We start from the raw sequence: 16428 nt of genomic DNA on the forward strand, positions 1-16428 counted from the left end.
ATGCAAACGCTCAATTCAATCGTCTTCGGCTGGTACCCTTATCTCTGCCTCACGGTGTTTCTGTTCGGCAGCCTGGTCCGGTTCGATCGTGAGCAATACACATGGCGTAGCGGCTCGAGCCAGCTGTTGCGCCGGCGCCAGCTGATGTGGGGCTCGAATCTGTTCCACGTCGGCATTCTCTTTATCTTCTTCGGTCATTTCGTCGGCCTGCTAACGCCGATCTGGGTGTTCGACATGCTGGGCGTGTCGCACAGCTTCAAGCAGATGCTGGCGATCGTTGCCGGAGGCGGCGCCGGGCTGATGTGTCTGATCGGGATCGCGCTGTTGGCGCACCGCAGGCTGTTCGACCCGCGTATCCGGGCCAACTCATCGTTCGGCGACACCGCAATCCTGTTGATCCTGTTCGCCCAGCTTCTGTTGGGTCTTGCGACCATCCCGGTGTCCCTCGGTCATCTCGACGGCCATGAGATGGTGAAGTTCATGGGCTGGGCGCAGGGCATCCTCACGCTTCAGCCCGGCATTGCCGCCAGCATCCTGGACGTGAGCCCGGTGTTCAAGGCGCATCTCGTTCTCGGCATGACGATCTTTCTGCTCTTTCCCTTCACGCGTCTGGTTCACATCTGGAGCGCCCCGGTCTGGTATCTCGGCCGTCGTGGCTACCAGGTGGTCCGCAGCCGCCCGAATGGCAGGTTGCAGGCGGCGGAGTAGGGCAGATGGATTGCTCCCTGGTCGACACGCTTCCGAAGCCGAGGGCCGTCAGCGTCAATGGCACGGTCATCCCGCGCGAGGCGATCGCGCGGGAAGTGCAGAACCATCCGGCGGAAAAGCCGATCCTCGCCTGGCAGGCGGCGGCGCGGGCGCTGGTGGTGCGGGAATTGCTGCTGCAGGAATCGGCGCGACTCGGCGTCATCGCCGAGCCGTTGCGCGATGAGGAAGGACGCAGCGAAACGCCCGAGGAGGCGGCGATGCGCGCCTTGATCGAACGCGAGGTGGTGACGCCCGATCCCAACGAGGCCGCATGTCTGCGGTTCTACGAGCAGAACCGACCGCGTTTCCGCACCGGCGACCTCTATGAGGCCGCGCATATCCTGATCGCGGTGCCGCGCGAGCAGGCGGCCGCGCGCGACGTGGCGCGTGCCACGGCAGAGACGATCCTGTCCTCGGTTCGGGAAGATCCTCGGCGGTTCGACGAGCTGGCGCGCGGTCGATCCGACTGCCGGACGTCGGCCGAGAATGGCGGTCGCCTCGGTCAAATTACGCGCGGTCAGACGGTCGAAGAGTTCGAGGCGGCGCTTGCCCGCATGCGCGAGGGCGAGTTGTCCATCGTGGAGACCCGCTTCGGTTTTCATGTCGTTCGTCTCGATCGGCGGGCGCTGGGGCAAGTCATGCCGTTCGAACTCGTACGTGATCGGATCGCCGACTATCTCGCGGCCGGCGTGCAGCGGCGCGCACTCGCACAATATGTATCGCTGCTGGCTGGCCGTGCGGAGATCAGAGGCGTCGGCTTCGCCTCCTCCGCTTCGCCCCTTGTGCAGTAGGGGGCGCCATGCTGCTTGGTGAGATCATCAGGGACTTCAGTCAGGAAGCCAAGGCGACGGAAGCCTTGCTGTCCTGTCATGACATCGCCCTGCTTGCGAGGGTTGGCGAGGTCGCCGAACGCTACGAGGAAACGGTCGGCGAATATGCTGCGGGAGCGGTGCGCCGCTTCGCCAATCTCGCAACGAGCGAAGATTGGCTGAGCTTGATGAACGCGATCGAGCGCGCCGATGATCCCGGCGTCAATTGCCTGACCACGATGATCAAATGGTCGCTGAAGCAGGATGAGGCGGCACGTCCGGTCCATGCCGGCTGCACCTGCGGCGGCGGAGCAGCATGTTCGTGAGCGCGTCCGTTCTCATCTTCGCCGTCTCCGGCTCTGGATCACGACGGCCTATGATCGAGGATCGAAATGAGCACAGGCGCGGCAAGGTGATCAACGATCGTCTCGGTCATGCTCGCGCTTCAATCCAGGCGCCGTCTTGGCCATCATTTGCCATTGTCTCGGCCCGATAGCCGCAGGTTCCAAGGTGAATCCCCGATGTCTGTACTGATTTCCAACCCGGCTCTTGATACGTCAGCTTCACTCGCGCCGCAGCTCGCTGCAATCGTCTATACTGACAACGTGTATCCGGAGGCAGCCTTTGCTGCGCTCGTGGAGCGATCCCGCAGCCTCGGGCTGTCGTTGGCCGGCGTCCTGCAGCGCCGGGTTTCGGAGGCCCCAGGCCGGCGGTGCGATGTCCTGCTGGAAGACCTCAGCACCGGTCACTGCACGTCCATCTTTGAGGATCGCGGGGCGGGTGCTGCCGGCTGCAGGCTCGATGAAGTCGCGTTGAGCGAGGCCGCCGCCCGCATCGAGGGAAATATGGAGGATAGGCCGAACCTGCTGGTACTCAACAAGTTCGGCAAAGCTGAGTGCTCAGGCGGTGGATTGCTCGACCTGATCGCCAGCGCGATGGATCGGCAAATCACGGTGGTTATCGGAGTTCCCAGGGCCAATCTGCAGGCGTGGAGGGACTTTGCCGGCGATCTCTCGCTCGAGCTACCAGAAGATGTCAACGCGATCGAGACATGGGTCGGGAGTCTGAAGTAGCATCTCGCTCGAGCGAGCTCGCACCCGTTGCGGACTCTTTCACTGAAATACTTGATCCTTCCTTCGGGATCGAGGTGCCTGGTTGCCAGACCTTGATATAGTCAGAAGTTGCGCTTGCGCACGGAATGACGGGCATCAAAGGTAAGCGGGCTCCGCAACGGGAGACGCCGTCGCTTGCTCGAGGCAATTTAGCAGATAAGCGGTAACGGCCCCGAGCAGCCTTTGTCCGACGGTCGCTCCCCTTCAGAGACCTATCCGTAAGCTCTCGAACATGCGCATCCATGGTCCTCCGTCTGTTCGGCGGCTGGAACTCATAGCGGGACAGATCCCGGCCTTTCTCGGAGAGCAAACAGCACGACCCATGTCGTCGATCTTTGTGCCCAGACAAAGAGCGCCCAAACGAGACGGCTAGTGTAACGACGGCGACGATCCAGAAAATGGGTTCGCCAGTCTCTTTTGGCCTGCATCGTGCGCGAGATGTGAAACGACCATGGTCGGCGCCGCAATATCACGATGGACGATGAGCTACTTCGCAGCCGCCACAGCATGGCTGTTCGGGGCTGAGGCGCTCATGGCGGCAGGGTTCGGCTTTCCGTCGGCAGATCTTGCCTCGCCCGATACGCTCGTCCTGGTGCACATGGTTTCAATCGGCTGGCTCAGCACGGCGATGTGCGGGGCTTTGCTGCAGTTCGTTCCAGTGCTGGTCTCCAGACCTTTGTTCGCCGAAAACTGGGCGTTGCCCGCTCTTGTTCTTCTTACGGCGGGCCTCATCGCACTGCTATGCGGCTTCCTCCCGCTGGGCGGCCATCTGCCGCCATGGCTCTGGCTGCTGCCGCTCGGAGCCTGTCTGCTGATCGCCGGCTTCGGTTTGATCGCAGCGGACGTCGTGCTCACGGTCCAGAGTGCCAAATCGCTGGACGCATCTGCGCGGTTCGTGCTCGTTGGTATGGCATCGCTGTGCGTTACGGTCGCGCTCGGGGCGACGTTTGCCTCGCAGCTTGCCGGCTACGGCGGAGCTGCAATCGATTCGGTGCTGGAATCCGGCGTCCCGATCCACGCGATCGCCGGCCTTGGCGGCTGGCTCACTTTGACCGCGATGGGCGTTAGCTATCGGTTGCTTGCCATGTTCATGCTGTCTCCCGACCTCGACGAGCGGCAGAGCTGGGTCACGCTTTTCGTCGGTGCGCTGACGCTCTGCGTCGCCGTCATTGGCGGTCTCGTCGCGATCGAGGCGGCCAGCGGGCTTGGCGCCGTGCTTCTATGGGCCGGCGTGTTTGGTCTTGCTACCATCGCGCTCTACGGTCGCGATGTGATCGAACTCTACCGAAAACGCAAACGGCGGCAGCTCGAGCTCAACACCCAGATGGCGGCGTATGGGTTCTTGAGCCTCCTCGTTGCCGCCGTGCTGGGAGCTGTGCTTGCTGCGACTGGCTCCTTTGCACCGTATGCCGGCGCGTTCGCTTTCCTGATCGCCTTCGGCTGGCTCTCCGGTCTTGTGCTGGCGAAGCTCCACAAGATCGTGGCCTTCCTCACCTGGCTGGAGGCTTATGGTCCGGTCATGGGACGCGCGCCGATGCCACGTGTTCAAGAGCTCGTCGTCGAAGCGCGCGCCAAGAAATGGTTCGGTGCCTATTTCGCTGCCGTCTGGGTCGCAACCGCGCTTCTGCTCGCAGGAGAAGGGACGCTATTCCGCGTCGCCGCGCTTGCGATGGCGGTCGCGACGGGAGGAATCATCCATGAGTTCGTCCGTACGCGACGGCTCACGGATGTCGCCGAGCCGTTGCGACTGCCGAACGGAGTGACGGAGCCTTGCCTATTGCATGCCCGCTAGAAAAGGAAGCAACCATGACCGACTGCATCGATCTCGACGTCCGTCCGATCCTGCGCGCCGGGAATGAGCCGTTCTCCGCCATCATGGCTGCGCTCGCTCAGCTCGCACCTGGCCAGGGACTTCGCCTTTATGCCCCATTCAAACCGGTTCCACTCTTCGCAGTGATGGCCGAAAAGGGATTTGCTTACGCCGAAAGAGAGCTCGATCGTGGCGAATGGGAAGTGCTGTTCACTCCCGAAGCGCGGCCCGTGTTATCGGCGCCACCACCGCCCCAGCCTTTCGACGATTGGCCTGAGCCGAAGATCATGCTCGACAACCGGGACCTGGACCCTCCGGAGCCGATGGTCAGGATTTTGGGCGCGGCCGAGCAGCTCGGTCCCGGCGAAACCCTCTCCGCGTTGCTGCGCCGCGAGCCGGTTTTCCTGTTCCCGCAACTGGAGAAGCGTGGGTTCCGATGGCTCGGCGGCTTCACACCCGATGGATCGACCTACGAATTGACCGTACGGGCGCCGGCATGACCGAACATCTCACCGACCGGATCAGGGACGCTTTGCGCGTCGTGATCGACCCCGAGCTCGGGTTCAACATCGTCGATCTCGGCTTTGTCTACGATATTGCGGTTACCAATAGTGAAGCGTGCATTACGATGACGGCGACGACCCGCGGCTGTCCGGCCGCGGTCTTCCTCAAGGATGGTGTCGCGAGGGCCGCAACAGTACCTGGCATTCGCTCCGTGAACGTCGTGATGACATTCGAGCCGCCCTGGACGCCAGCCATGATGACGAACGAAGCCCGCACTGAACTCGGGTTCGCCAACAGCAATTGATGACGACGGTCTGTGCTTGGCTTGCGCCAGGACGTTCGAACCGCGCATGCGACGGCTGTCAGGGCTGCCCGGGCCAGGCCTGCGCCGGGGCGCGTACGCCCGGCAGATCGAGGAGATTGATCGCGCGACAGGCCATCTGGTCGATGACTTCGGTCAGCGACTGAGGCTTGAGATAGAACGCCGGCACAGGCGGAGCAATGATCGCGCCGATCTCGGCGACCTGGGTCATGGAACGCAAATGGCCGAGATGCAGCGGACTCTCGCGCACCAACAGGACCAGCCTGCGCCGCTCCTTGAGCTGCACGTCGGCCGCACGTACCAGGAGATCGGTGAGCTGGCCCCACGCGATCGCGGACAAGGTGCGGATCGAGCAGGGCGCCACGATCATGCCCGCGACTGGATAAGAGCCGCTCGCAATGCTGGCACCAATGTCTGAATGCGCGTGGTGGCGGAAGACGAGGCCGTTCAGGCGCGCCAGTGCATCTCGGCCGACCTCCTCGGCTAGCGTGCGTTCGGCCGCCGGCGAGACCACGAGATGGACGTCGCAATTCGGATGGGCAGCAAGCCGCGAGACGATGCGCGCGCCGATTGCCGCGCCGGACGCGCCGCTGATGCCGACGATCACGCCAAGACGCTCGTTCATGTGGCGCTCGTTCATGTGACCCTCGGCGTTTGCCGGAGCGGTTCAGCGAGGCCGAGCCGAGGCCACATGGCGTCGACCCGCGCGACCACTGCAGCGTCCATGCCAAGCGGCTCACCCCAGATCCGCTCTGTCTCCGGTCCAATCTTGGTCGTGGCATCGATGCCGAGCTTGCCGCCGAGGCCGGATTTCGGCGAGGCGAAGTCGAGATAGTCGATCGGCGTATCGGTGAGCGTCACGAGATCGCGCGAGGAGTCGGTGCGCGTCGCAACCGCCCACATCACCGCATGCCAGTCGCGGATGTCGATGTCGTCGTCGACGACGATGAGAAGTTTCGTGTACATAAGCTGCGGGAGCATCGACCACAGGCCCAACATCACGCGTCGCGCCTGGCCGGGATAGCGCTTCCTGATCGCGGCAATCGCGATCCGGTAAGAGCAGGCTTCCGGCGGCAGGAAGCAATCGACCACCTCAGGAAATTGCTGGCGTATCAGCGGCACGAACAGCCGGTTCAGCGCCTCCCCAATTCGAGACGGTTCATCGGGCGCGCGTCCGGTGAAGGTGGAGAGATACATCGGATGCTTCCGTGCCGTGATCGCCGTGACCTTAAGCACTGGAAACGCCTCGACCGCATTGTAGTAGCCGGTGTGATCGCCATACGGCCCTTCGGGCGCCGTGTCCGTCGCCGAGACAAAGCCTTCGATGATGATTTCCGCCTCGGCCGGCACCGATAGCGGCACGGTCCGGCAACTGATCAGATTGGGCCGCTCGTCGCGTAAGATGCCGGCAAAACGCAGTTCGGAGATGGTCTCGGGCAGGGGCAGCACGGCACTCAAGATCGTGGCGGGATCGGCGCCGATCACGACGGCGACCGGCATGTCGCGGCCGAGCGCCTTCCATTGCTGGTGGTGGCGAGCGCCACCGCGATGCGCGAGCCAGCGGATGATGGCGCGGTCGCGGGAGAGGACCTGCATCCGGTAGACGCCGACATTCTCCTGCTCGCCTATGCAAGTCTCCGCCGGCGCCGTGATGACCAATGGCCAGGTGATGAGCGGCGCCGGCTCGCCCGGCCAGCAGATTTGCGCGGGCAAGGCGCCGAGATCAACGGCCTCGCCGGTCGCAACGCATTCCTGCACGGGAGCGGTTGGCCGCGCCCGCGGCCTTGTCGCGAGCGCGGCGCGCGCCAGCGGAAGCTTGTGCCAGGCCTCCCTGAGATTTTGCGGAGGGCGGGGGGCACGTAGTTCGGCCATCAGCCCGCCGAGCTCTTCGAGCCGCTCCGGCTTGATGCCGAGGCCCCACGCCACCCGTTCGACGGTGCCGAACAGATTGGTCAGCAGCGGCATCGCCGACGGGCTGCCATCGGCCTTGACCGGCTGCTCGAACAGCAGCGCAGGGCCACCGTCGGAGAGGACGCGGCGATGGATCTCCGTCACGTCATGGACGACCGAGACCTTGTCGCGAATGCGACGCAACTGTCCCCGACTTTCGATAAAGCGCAGAAAATCAGACAGCTCGCGAAAGCGAGGAACATCACGCTGCAGCAAGGAGCCTCTCCAGAAAAACAAGCCTTAGCCGGGAGATTTCGAGCGCTCATTGTTCCGCGTCAAATACGCAGGCGGGCGATCCGTCCTAGATGCCTTCGCATGAGATCCCTCTTCTCCACATCACCCGATGCGTTGCCCTTGATCCCGCCCTTGCTCGGGCGGGCGATCAGTCCGTTGCCGTTGCCGCCTCTCGAATTCGTGCTCAATGGCTTCCTGGATCGGATCTTGAGCCGCAATCCACAAATCTTCGACCGGCTCGGGCCGCATGCAGGCAAGCGGTTCGCAATCAAGCCGACCGACCTGCCTTTCATCTTCGTGATCGAGGCCGCCGCGCAGCGTCCATGCCTGTCGGTCGTGCGGGAGCTATCTGCCGACGCCGACGCACAGATATCGTCCTCGATGGCCAATCTGCTTGCCTTGGTCGAAGGGCGCCTCGATGGCGACGCCCTGATGTTCTCGCGACAGCTCGCGATCGAGGGCGACGTGGAGGCCGTGCTCGCCTTGCGCAATGCGATTGACGACGCGCGGCTCGACATGGCCGCGGAGATTGGCGGCCTGTTTGGACCCTTGGGCGAGCCGGTCAGGCGCCTTCTCGGTGCGGCGCGCGACGCCATTCTTCGGTCCGCGCAATTGCAAGACAGGCTCAGCTGATGGAGCTGATTTGTCCGGCTGGCACGCCTTCGGCCTTGAAATCCGCCATTGAGGCCGGTGCCGATGCGATCTATTGCGGCTTCAACGACGAAACCAACGCCCGAAACTTTCCGGGCCTCAATTTCAGCCGCAGCGAATTGTCCGAGGCGATCACGTTTGCCCATGGCCGCGGTGTCAAGATCCTGGTCGCGATCAACACGTTTCCGCGCGCGTCGGCGCTGGAGCTGTGGCAACGCGCCGTGGATGATGCGGTCAAGGCCGGCGCGGACGCACTGATCCTGGCTGATATCGGGCTGATGGACTACGCTGCGCGGCGTCATCCCGGCCAGCGCCTGCACGTGTCGGTGCAGGCCGCCGCAGCCAATCCGGATGCGATCGCCTACTACGTCGAGACCTTCGGGGCGCAGCGCGTGGTGTTGCCGCGTGTGCTCAGCGTGCCGGAGATCGCCGCGATCACGCGGGAGGTGAGTTGCGAGACCGAGGTCTTCGTGTTCGGCGGCCTGTGTGTGATGGCGGAGGGGCGCTGCTCGCTCTCGTCTTATGCCACCGCAAAATCGCCAAACATGCAGGGCGTTTGCTCGCCGGCAAGCCACGTGGCCTATGCGCAGACGGCGCAAGGCGTGAGCTCGCGGCTCGGTGGTTTCACGATCAATCAATTCGCGCCCGACGAGCCCGCCGGCTATCCGACGCTGTGCAAGGGACGATTCTCGACCGAGCTTGGTGCCGGCTACATCTTCGAGGATCCGGTCAGCCTGGACGCGACGAGGCTGCTCTCCGGGCTGCGCGACGCCCGCGTCAGCGCACTGAAGATCGAGGGCCGGCAGCGCGGGCGCGCCTATGTGGAAAGCGTGGTCCGGCATTTCCGCCACGCGCTGACCGCGCTTGAAACGGGAGGCGAGGCGGATGTCACGCGCTTGAAACCGTTCACCGAAGGCCAGGCATCCACACTGGGCGCCTATCGCAAGACTTGGCGTTGACAACATTTGGCGTTGAAAGATTTGGCGTTGACCATGCAACTCAGTCTCGGGCCCGTCCTGTACAATTGGCAGCCGGACCACTGGCGCGACTTCTATTTTCGTATCGCCGACGAGGCGCCCGTCGATGTGGTGGCGGTCGGCGAGATCGTGTGCTCGAAGCGCGCTCCCTTCTTCGATGAGCACCTGCCTGCGGTCATCGAGCGGCTCGAAAACGCCGGCAAGACGGTGTTGCTCGGTTCTCTCATTCTGGTGTCGCAGCCGCGCGAGCGACGCCAGACCGCGGCGCTGGCGGAAGTCGCGGACGGGCTGGTCGAGGTCAATGACCTGACCTGTCTGAGGTCGATCTCCGGACGGCCTCATGCCATCGGGCCATTCGTCAACATTTATAACGAGGCGGCCGCATCGTTTCATGCAGGACAAGGCGCCACGCGGATCTGCCTGCCTCCGGAATTGCCGCTCGCTTCGGTCGCAGCCATCGCGGCCGCCGTGCCGCAGGTGGTCATTGAGGTGTTTGCGTTCGGGCGGGTGCCGCTTGCGATTTCCGCCCGCTGCTATCATGCGCGGGTTCATAAGCTCGCCAAGGACAATTGCCGGTTCGTCTGCGACAAGGATATGGACGGGCTGGTGGTGAAGACCCTCGACAACCAGGATTTCCTGACCATCAACGGCGTGCAAACACTTTCGCACGCCTGTACCAATCTCCTGCGCGATGTCGAGAAGCTCGAACAAGGCGGTGTCCGTTCGTTGCGACTATCGCCCCAGGCCTGCGACATGGTCGAAGTCGCCAGGACTTTTCGTGACGTGCTCGACGGTCGCAAATCCGCCGAGGCAGGCTGTCGGCACATCGAACAGATCTATCCGAATGTCCCGGTCGCCAACGGTTTCCTTCACGGCGCGCCGGGATTCTCCTATGTCGCATCGGACAAGCCGGTCGGGTAGCATCAGAGGCGCGCGGCATGCCGCGCAGCCGCCTCGCCGGCGAGGCGACCGAATACCGTGGCGATGGTGAGGCCTAGGCCGGAGAGATAACCCCGACCTAGCACATTCGCCGCCATGATCATGCCGGCGGCGAACACATGGGCGAAGGGCGGCCCGCTGTTCGTCATGACACGCATCTGCGGATCGACGATGACGCCGTAGTGAGTGAATGTGAGGCCAGGGCGCAGGGGATAGCAGGCAAACGGCGGTTCTGCGAGCGCGCATCGGCGTGGCGACATGCCGTCTGTCGCTGCGATTGAGGCGTTGAAATCTCTCACGGTCGCTTCGAGTGCTGCGGGATCGACCTGCAGTTTCGCGGCAAGACCGGCGATGCTATCGGCTTGGATCGGTGGCAGTGCCGAAGGCCGCGCCCGTGCGAGACCCCTGGAATCCAGGATCAGAAACGCAATCTGTCCGACGCAGCTGGCGATACGTGCGCCCCATTCGGCAAAATGCGACTTGCCGACGTTGGCGCTCTCGTCGGCAAATCGCCGGCCGTCGCGGTCAACAACGATGCCGTGGGGGATTGCGGTGATGCGGGTCACGATCCCACCGTCGAATTTGGGGCCACGGGCGTCGACTGCAACGATGTGACACCGCCCCGGATCGCCGATCGGCTTTGCGCCGGCATCAAGCAGGAGACGCAAGGCCGCGCCGTCAGCGTAGGGCGTTCCGCGCACCGCAAAGCCGTCGACTGCGGCGCCAAAGTCTTCGCGCAGCCAGTCGAGATCGGCTTGATGACCGCCTGCGCAAACGACGGCGGCCTTTGCCACGATTTTCTCGATGGCGCTGCCGCGTCTGATGCTGGCGCGACACCGATGTTCGTCCGCGCAATCGAGCCCGATCAGTTCGCTCTCATAGCTTATTGCAATCCCGAGACGGGCCGCGGCCGCGTAGAGCGCGTTGACCATGGCTTTGCCGCCACCAAGTAGGAAAGCGGTTCGCTGAGAGTATGACGTGTAGGTGTTTGCTGGACGTTGCAGGCGGACGCCCTTGTCGCTGAGCCAGTCCGCAATGGTTGCAGAGCCTTGAACGAGCAGACGCGCCAGCCGCTGGTCGGTCGCGCCATCGGTCACGCTGATCAGATCCTGGAGGAAGGCCTCTTCGCTATAGGTGTCGGGCGTCCATGGTTTCGGCTGCTCATGCATAAGGCGGAAGTTTCGTGCATGACGCGTGTTCCCACCTCTCAGATGTCTCGGCGCCCGTTCAATCAGACGAACCGATGCACCGTGGTGACGCGCCGCGATGGCGGCGCAAAGCGCGCTACTGCCGCCGCCGATCACCAAAACGTCGATCATCTTGGACTCAACTGCGATTGAATGTGCTCTGTACGGTGCCGAAAGTTTTGCCAAAGACAGATACCTTCATCCCGGCTGCGCGATGTTGAACGGGTTAGCATTCCGAGCGGAGAAGAATGAGCTGAAATTGTCCAGTTGGTTTCGCTTCAAACAGCTCTCCTCCCGCGCCGGCATGGAGCTGCGTTCTCGCGGCTGCTACGCCCGAGCTTTGCGAGATTGAGACCCTCTTGATAATCGAGAGGGTGCAGGGAAGGCCGGGAGCTCGCCGCCCCCATGGCCCGCCTGCATCAAAGAAAGCAGGCGGCAGTCACCACAGGATCGGCCAAGACATCCCGGCCTTCCCTGCGCGATGGGTTACGGCTTACTCCGCGCTCTCCCCGGGGATCGGCGTTGTTGCCCCCGTCGCCTGCGAATCGTCGCAAGCTTGGCGCCAGCACCGAGGCGCCAGGACCACACGGCTTGACCGTCCGCGAGAAGCTTCGCGCAAGACCGAACCGACGGGCTTGGTACCTGTCCCACCGAAGTCCTACGCAAGCCGATCGATGCTGCTCGTCGGGCAACACCGTCGCGGCCACCGCTCCCCGCGCTCCACGTTCGTGACGATCGCGATACGTCCCTCTCATCGAGGCGGGATGCGCGAGACAATGCAGGTGATTTGCCCGACACGGCAAGGTGCGCAGTCTGCGACAGACTGGCACGACGGGCAATTTGCGGATGGCTGGCATGCATCGGAACGCATTCAGCTCCGTACTGGGTTCTCAGTCAGGCTGGCGATCTCGAGGTCACAGGTTCAAGTCGCATCGGTGACGATGCCATGGGGCGGATTTGACATTCGCAACCCGTTTGCCGCAATATCTGGATGCGACGCTAGGCGCAAAGCTCCTATCGCGTCAATTCGTTACCTGGACAGCGGTCCGTTGACGAACATTTGCAAATCTATTTTCCGGTCGGATGTAATTATCGACGCCGGACTGCCAGCGCGCCGACAGGCCGAAGCGCCGGGTGTTCATTGAACCCATCGACGGTGCCGAAGCAGCGCTGCGGGCTCATTGAGCATCCGAACCGGTGAACCAGGCGATAGAACGCGTTGCTGAACATCCGCGACGAATGATTGCTCCACAACACCAACACCAGCGGGATCGACAATGACCACATTCGGCGAGATCAATCGCGACGATTCCCGCAATCGACGCTGGCTTCTCCGCCACGGAGCGCTGGCGCTTCCGCTTGTTCTTGCCCTCAGACCGCTGCGCGCAGTCGAGCCGGTCGGCTCAGTCGAAGAGGTCACGGGCGAGGCCTTCGGCGAGCTTGAGTCTGCCCGTCGCGCGCTCGACCGGGCTGCGCCGGTTTTTCTGAGCGAGGAAGTCGTGACCGGACTTGCGTCCCGTCTGGCCATGCGGCTCGGTCGCGAGACGACCGTGAAGCTTGGCGAGCAGGCGCGGCTGAAGATCGACCGGTTTCTGGTCAATGCCGGCGGGGAGATGACGCTGCGCTCGGGGCCAATGCTGTTCGACGGCCATCCGCATCGCGCGGGAGTGCAAATTCGCAGCCCCTTCGCACTGATAGCCGTCCGCGGCACGCGGTTTTTCGCGGGGCCGAGCAACGACCGTTTTGGCGTGTTCGTGGCGCGCGGCTCGGTCGCGGTGAGCTCGGCGGGTCAGCAGGTGATCGTGCGCGAAGGCGAGGGGACAGATATCGCCTCGCCGGGCGCGCCGCCGACCCCGGTGAAACGTTGGGGGGCCGAACGCATCCGCGCCGCGCTTGCGAGCGTCAGTTGAATATCTTGAGGTCACTGGTTTCATGTATTGTTCCAAGCAAGACTGTTCGGCGTGATCGCGCGGCAGCATTTCGATGGGTAGGATCCGGGGAGCATTGCAGCAGCGTCTGCCGGTCGTGGCGGGCCTGGCGGCGCTGACCGCGTTCCTTGCGGCGGCCCTGCTGCTTCCCAGCAACGACGTCTTGCGCGACCGCGCCTTCGATATCGAGCTCGCCGGCGATCAATGGCTGCGCAAGCCCGCATCGTCCGACCAGAAGGTTGTCGTCGTCGACATCGATCGCCGCTCCATCGATACATTGGGCGACTGGCCCTGGCCGCGGGACACGATGGCGCAGCTCGTGGAGGCGATCGCAGCAGGACGGCCCGCCGCGATCGCGATCGACATTCTGCTCGCGGAGCCCGACGACCGTTCGCCGGCGGCGCTTGCGCGGCGGCTTGGGTCGGTGACCGGTCGTGCCGAGATCAGCGCGCTTGCAGAGGGCCTGCCAGACGGTGATCAGCGGCTGGCGCGAGCCATCAGTACCGTACCAGTCGCGCTCGGCCTGGTGCTCGATCCTGATCGCAATGGCACATTGCCTGGTGCCGCGATCGTGAGCCGTGGCCCTCTGCCGTTCGATGATCTGTGGCAGGCCATGGGCGCGATCGGACCGACGGACTCACTCGCGGCTGCTGCGAGCGGACAAGGCGCGCTCTCCCTGCCGGGGAGCGCCGATGGTGCCATCCGTCAGGTTCCGATCTTCGTGGCTGCCGGTGGTGTCTTGATGCCTGGTTTGGCAGCCGAGGCGCTGCGCCTCGCAGAAGGCGCCGCGAGCTATCGCATTGAAGCCGATCCGCCCAGACTGGTGGTCGGCAACCGGCAGCTTGCGCTGCCGCACGACGCGCTGCTGCGGCTCGTGCCCGCGGCGCCATCGCGTCGCGCCGCCCGCACGCTCTCTGCCGTCGATGTTTTTCAGGGACGGGCAGGCGACGGCCAGTTGGCGGGCGCAATCGTGTTGCTCGGCGGTTCAGCGCCGCAGCTTGGCGGCCTACGCAAGACATCGGCGGACCCGCTGACGCCGTCGGTCCAGATCCAGGCGGACGCGGTCGAGCAGATGATTTCCGGCCGCGTGCCCCGCACCCTGGCGATCGAGCCCGTGGTGCAGCCGCTCGCGGTCTTGATGGTCGGGATGCTCGCTGTCGTGCTTGGCGCCGCCTTGTCGCCAGCCGCCGGCAGCGCAATCCTGGCAGCCGCTATCGCGCTTCTTTGGATGGCTGCAATCGCCGCGGCAGGGCTCGCCGATCGCCTCGTCGATCCGCTGACGCCGTCGATTGCGGCCGTGTTGGTGTTCACCGTGACAGCGGGCAGCGCCTATTCGTTGACTCGCAGGCGGGAAGCATTCGTGCGCCATCGGCTCGAACAGCGTCTCGCGCCGGCCGTGGTCCGTCGCATCGTCGAACATCCTGACCTGATCAAGCTCACGGGCGAGCGGCGCGAAGTCACCTCGATGTTCACTGATATCGAGGGCTTCACCGCGACGATGCATCGCGCCGGCCCTGAGGAACTGGTCGCGACGCTCGACCAGTACTTTGAGGGCGTTGCCGGCATCGTGATCAGTCACGGCGGCATGGTCGACAAGATCGTCGGCGACGGCCTGCATGCGCTGTTCAATGCACCACTCGACCTCGACAACCACCCGCAACGCGCCGTCGAATGTGCAATCGCCATTCGGGAATGGAGCGAGGGTTTTCGCCGACGCGTGCCCGCGGTGGCAATCCGGCTCGGCCGCACGCGCATCGGAATCGAGACCGGGCCCGCCGTTGTCGGCGACGTGGGCGCTCAATCCAAGCTCGACTACACGGCTCACGGCGACGCCGTGAACATGGCGGCGCGGCTCGAAGCTTGCAACAAGGAGCTCGGTTCGACGATCTGTGTCGGGCCGGTTGCGGCTGCGCGATGTGAGGCGTCGTTGCTGCGCCCGCTTGGGCAGCTGACGGTCCGTGGACGCGAGGAGCCGATCACGCTGTTTGAACCGTGGCCTGACGACGTGCCGCCGTCCTGGCGGGAAGCCTATCTGAAGGCCTACGCCCTGCTCGATCGTGATGCTGCCCACGCCGCCCCGCTGCTGCAGAAACTGATGGCCGAGCGTCCTGCTGATATCGCGACGCGCCGGCTGATCGAGCGGCTGCCTTCGATCTTCAAGGCCGGTCTGTCGTCCGAGTCGCCCGCACCGAGGACGTGATCGAACCAGCCGCCGGACGTCAGAAGCGGCGCAGACCATGTTCTGCGGCAAGTCCATCGAAGCTCAGAGGAAATCAGGATCGGCCCGCATCTGTCGGATGTTCTGAACTCTCTCCCAAGTCATTCGATCTCACTGCGCCTTTGACTTGAGGTTGCCGAGGTGATCATCATCTCCCCTCACGGGAGTACCGGCATCGAGGCAGTCAAAGCGGAACCTAGGGAGGCGATGATGAACGGCAATAGCAAGAAGCTTGCGGCGGAGGCGATCGGCACCTTCTGGCTGACATTCGGCGGTTGCGGCAGTGCGGTGATCGCGGCGGGCGTGCCCCAGGTGGGGATCGGGATGCTCGGCGTGGCCCTGGCGTTCGGGCTGACGGTGCTGACCATGGCCTATGCCATTGGACACATCTCCGGCTGTCATCTCAATCCGGCCGTGACGGTGGGGCTGGCCTGCGGCGGCCGGTTTCCGACCAACCTCATCCTGCCCTACATCATCGCGCAGGTCGTCGGCGCGATCGTCGGGGCCGCCGTGCTCTACGCGATCGCCAGCGGCGCGCCAGACTTCAGCACCGCCGGCGGCTTTGCCGCCAACGGCTATGCCGATCATTCGCCCGGCAAATACGGGCTCGGCGCCTGCCTGCTCAGCGAAATCGTGCTGACGATGATGTTCCTGTTCGTCATCATGGGCTCGACCCATGGCAGTGCGCCAGCGGGATTCGCGCCGATTGCCATCGGGCTGGCGCTCACCCTCATTCACCTGATCAGCATCCACGTCACCAACACGTCGGTGAATCCGGCGCGCAGCACGGGACCGGCGCTGTTCGTCGGCGGCTGGGCGTTGGCGCAACTCTGGCTGTTCTGGGTGGCGCCGCTGATCGGGGGCGCAGCCGGCGGCTTCATCTATCGCTGGCTGAGCCCGGAGCCGAGGGGCGAAGTGACGGGCTGAGTGAAGCTGATTGCATTGACCTGCCGTCGCGCAGGTGCGCAGCTGATAGTGGACAATGGGGCCGCCCGACGTGTCGCCTGAGCGCACAGCAGCCAGGCGGTCGCCAACCGTCC

At 64.1% G+C, this 16428-nt stretch carries 17 protein-coding genes; 14 read left to right on the plus strand and 3 right to left on the minus strand.

The genetic code is table 11. The features are described from left to right. The 7 genes from narI (at position 1) to ACQR1W_RS26035 (ending at position 5286) form a co-directional block, all read left to right on the plus strand. Positions 1-708, plus strand: a complete 708-nt coding sequence (gene narI / locus ACQR1W_RS26005) for a respiratory nitrate reductase subunit gamma (protein WP_434853495.1) — start codon at positions 1-3, stop codon at positions 706-708. Between the two features lie 5 nt (positions 709-713). Next, positions 714-1538: a peptidylprolyl isomerase gene (locus ACQR1W_RS26010; protein ID WP_434853496.1), complete on the plus strand. Its 825-nt coding sequence runs from the start codon at positions 714-716 to the stop codon at positions 1536-1538. 8 nt (positions 1539-1546) lie between these two features. Next, positions 1547-1882 carry a hypothetical protein gene (locus ACQR1W_RS26015; RefSeq protein ID WP_434853497.1) on the plus strand — a complete coding sequence of 112 codons (336 nt, stop codon included), beginning with the start codon at positions 1547-1549 and terminating at the stop codon, positions 1880-1882. Between the two features lie 195 nt (positions 1883-2077). Further along, positions 2078-2629: a DUF2478 domain-containing protein gene (locus tag ACQR1W_RS26020; protein ID WP_434853498.1), complete on the plus strand. Its 552-nt coding sequence runs from the start codon at positions 2078-2080 to the stop codon at positions 2627-2629. A 520-nt stretch (positions 2630-3149) separates the two neighbouring features. Further along, complete coding sequence (locus ACQR1W_RS26025) at positions 3150-4460, plus strand: hypothetical protein (protein ID WP_434853499.1); 1311 nt, start codon at positions 3150-3152, stop codon at positions 4458-4460. A 14-nt stretch (positions 4461-4474) separates the two neighbouring features. Further along, a complete protein-coding gene (locus ACQR1W_RS26030; RefSeq protein ID WP_434853500.1) occupies positions 4475-4978 on the plus strand; it encodes a DUF2249 domain-containing protein in 504 nt (167 codons plus the stop codon). Next, positions 4975-5286 carry a metal-sulfur cluster assembly factor gene (locus ACQR1W_RS26035; protein WP_434853501.1) on the plus strand — a complete coding sequence of 104 codons (312 nt, stop codon included), beginning with the start codon at positions 4975-4977 and terminating at the stop codon, positions 5284-5286. The genes ACQR1W_RS26030 and ACQR1W_RS26035 overlap by 4 nt, the downstream gene beginning before the upstream one ends. Positions 5287-5344: 58 nt before the next feature. Here ACQR1W_RS26035 and ACQR1W_RS26040 read toward each other — a convergent pair whose 3' ends face one another. Together ACQR1W_RS26040 and ACQR1W_RS26045 are read right to left on the minus strand one after the other, a co-directional pair. Beyond that, a complete protein-coding gene (locus ACQR1W_RS26040) occupies positions 5345-5929 on the minus strand; it encodes a UbiX family flavin prenyltransferase (protein ID WP_434853502.1) in 585 nt (194 codons plus the stop codon). Positions 5930-5940: 11 nt separating this feature from the next. After that, entirely contained in the window at positions 5941-7470 is a 1530-nt protein-coding gene (locus ACQR1W_RS26045) for a UbiD family decarboxylase (protein WP_434853503.1), read from the minus strand. On the opposite strand from ACQR1W_RS26045, the gene ubiT reads away from it, so the two are divergent. From ubiT to ubiV, 3 genes are read left to right on the plus strand one after another with little or no spacing between them, the layout of a single operon-like run. Next, positions 7363-8121 carry a ubiquinone anaerobic biosynthesis accessory factor UbiT gene (gene ubiT, locus ACQR1W_RS26050; RefSeq protein ID WP_434853504.1) on the plus strand — a complete coding sequence of 253 codons (759 nt, stop codon included), beginning with the start codon at positions 7363-7365 and terminating at the stop codon, positions 8119-8121. The genes ACQR1W_RS26045 and ubiT overlap by 108 nt on opposite strands. Then, positions 8121-9098, plus strand: a complete 978-nt coding sequence (gene ubiU, locus ACQR1W_RS26055) for a ubiquinone anaerobic biosynthesis protein UbiU (protein WP_434853505.1) — start codon at positions 8121-8123, stop codon at positions 9096-9098. The genes ubiT and ubiU overlap by 1 nt, the downstream gene beginning before the upstream one ends. 33 nt (positions 9099-9131) lie before the next feature. Next, complete coding sequence (ubiV, locus tag ACQR1W_RS26060) at positions 9132-10037, plus strand: ubiquinone anaerobic biosynthesis protein UbiV (protein WP_434853506.1); 906 nt, start codon at positions 9132-9134, stop codon at positions 10035-10037. A 2-nt stretch (positions 10038-10039) separates the two neighbouring features. On the opposite strand, the gene tcuA is transcribed toward ubiV, so the two are convergent. Further along, complete coding sequence (tcuA, locus tag ACQR1W_RS26065; protein ID WP_434853507.1) at positions 10040-11374, minus strand: FAD-dependent tricarballylate dehydrogenase TcuA; 1335 nt, start codon at positions 11372-11374, stop codon at positions 10040-10042. On the opposite strand from tcuA, the gene ACQR1W_RS26070 reads away from it, so the two are divergent. From ACQR1W_RS26070 to aqpZ, 4 genes are all read left to right on the plus strand, one after another. Then, the gene (locus ACQR1W_RS26070) at positions 11322-11594 is read left to right on the plus strand and encodes a hypothetical protein (protein WP_434853745.1); all 273 of its coding nucleotides are present in this window, start codon (positions 11322-11324) and stop codon (positions 11592-11594) included. The genes tcuA and ACQR1W_RS26070 overlap by 53 nt on opposite strands. A gap of 925 nt (positions 11595-12519) precedes the next feature. Beyond that, positions 12520-13152 carry a FecR family protein gene (locus ACQR1W_RS26075; protein ID WP_434853508.1) on the plus strand — a complete coding sequence of 211 codons (633 nt, stop codon included), beginning with the start codon at positions 12520-12522 and terminating at the stop codon, positions 13150-13152. A gap of 73 nt (positions 13153-13225) precedes the next feature. Beyond that, entirely contained in the window at positions 13226-15370 is a 2145-nt protein-coding gene (locus ACQR1W_RS26080; RefSeq protein WP_434853509.1) for a CHASE2 domain-containing protein, read from the plus strand. A 228-nt stretch (positions 15371-15598) separates the two neighbouring features. Then, positions 15599-16315: an aquaporin Z gene (gene aqpZ, locus ACQR1W_RS26085; RefSeq protein WP_434853510.1), complete on the plus strand. Its 717-nt coding sequence runs from the start codon at positions 15599-15601 to the stop codon at positions 16313-16315. Positions 16316-16428: the final 113 nt, after the last annotated feature.

Source organism: Bradyrhizobium sp. HKCCYLS1011, from assembly GCF_051167795.1.
Lineage (GTDB): Bacteria > Pseudomonadota > Alphaproteobacteria > Rhizobiales > Xanthobacteraceae > Bradyrhizobium.

What these genes read in the sequence shown, in the direction of transcription:
- narI (WP_434853495.1), top strand. Translation starts at nt 1, where the DNA reads ATGCAAACGCTCAATTCAATCGTCTTCGGCTGGTACCCTTATCTCTGC.
- ACQR1W_RS26010 (WP_434853496.1), top strand. Translation starts at nt 714, where the DNA reads ATGGATTGCTCCCTGGTCGACACGCTTCCGAAGCCGAGGGCCGTCAGC.
- ACQR1W_RS26015 (WP_434853497.1), top strand. Translation starts at nt 1,547, where the DNA reads ATGCTGCTTGGTGAGATCATCAGGGACTTCAGTCAGGAAGCCAAGGCG.
- ACQR1W_RS26020 (WP_434853498.1), top strand. Translation starts at nt 2,078, where the DNA reads ATGTCTGTACTGATTTCCAACCCGGCTCTTGATACGTCAGCTTCACTC.
- ACQR1W_RS26025 (WP_434853499.1), top strand. Translation starts at nt 3,150, where the DNA reads ATGAGCTACTTCGCAGCCGCCACAGCATGGCTGTTCGGGGCTGAGGCG.
- ACQR1W_RS26030 (WP_434853500.1), top strand. Translation starts at nt 4,475, where the DNA reads ATGACCGACTGCATCGATCTCGACGTCCGTCCGATCCTGCGCGCCGGG.
- ACQR1W_RS26035 (WP_434853501.1), top strand. Translation starts at nt 4,975, where the DNA reads ATGACCGAACATCTCACCGACCGGATCAGGGACGCTTTGCGCGTCGTG.
- ACQR1W_RS26040 (WP_434853502.1), bottom strand. Translation starts at nt 5,929, where the DNA reads ATGAACGAGCGTCTTGGCGTGATCGTCGGCATCAGCGGCGCGTCCGGC.
- ubiT (WP_434853504.1), top strand. Translation starts at nt 7,363, where the DNA reads ATGGACGACCGAGACCTTGTCGCGAATGCGACGCAACTGTCCCCGACT.
- ubiU (WP_434853505.1), top strand. Translation starts at nt 8,121, where the DNA reads ATGGAGCTGATTTGTCCGGCTGGCACGCCTTCGGCCTTGAAATCCGCC.
- ubiV (WP_434853506.1), top strand. Translation starts at nt 9,132, where the DNA reads ATGCAACTCAGTCTCGGGCCCGTCCTGTACAATTGGCAGCCGGACCAC.
- ACQR1W_RS26070 (WP_434853745.1), top strand. Translation starts at nt 11,322, where the DNA reads ATGGCGGCGCAAAGCGCGCTACTGCCGCCGCCGATCACCAAAACGTCG.
- tcuA (WP_434853507.1), bottom strand. Translation starts at nt 11,374, where the DNA reads ATGATCGACGTTTTGGTGATCGGCGGCGGCAGTAGCGCGCTTTGCGCC.
- ACQR1W_RS26075 (WP_434853508.1), top strand. Translation starts at nt 12,520, where the DNA reads ATGACCACATTCGGCGAGATCAATCGCGACGATTCCCGCAATCGACGC.
- ACQR1W_RS26080 (WP_434853509.1), top strand. Translation starts at nt 13,226, where the DNA reads ATGGGTAGGATCCGGGGAGCATTGCAGCAGCGTCTGCCGGTCGTGGCG.
- aqpZ (WP_434853510.1), top strand. Translation starts at nt 15,599, where the DNA reads ATGAACGGCAATAGCAAGAAGCTTGCGGCGGAGGCGATCGGCACCTTC.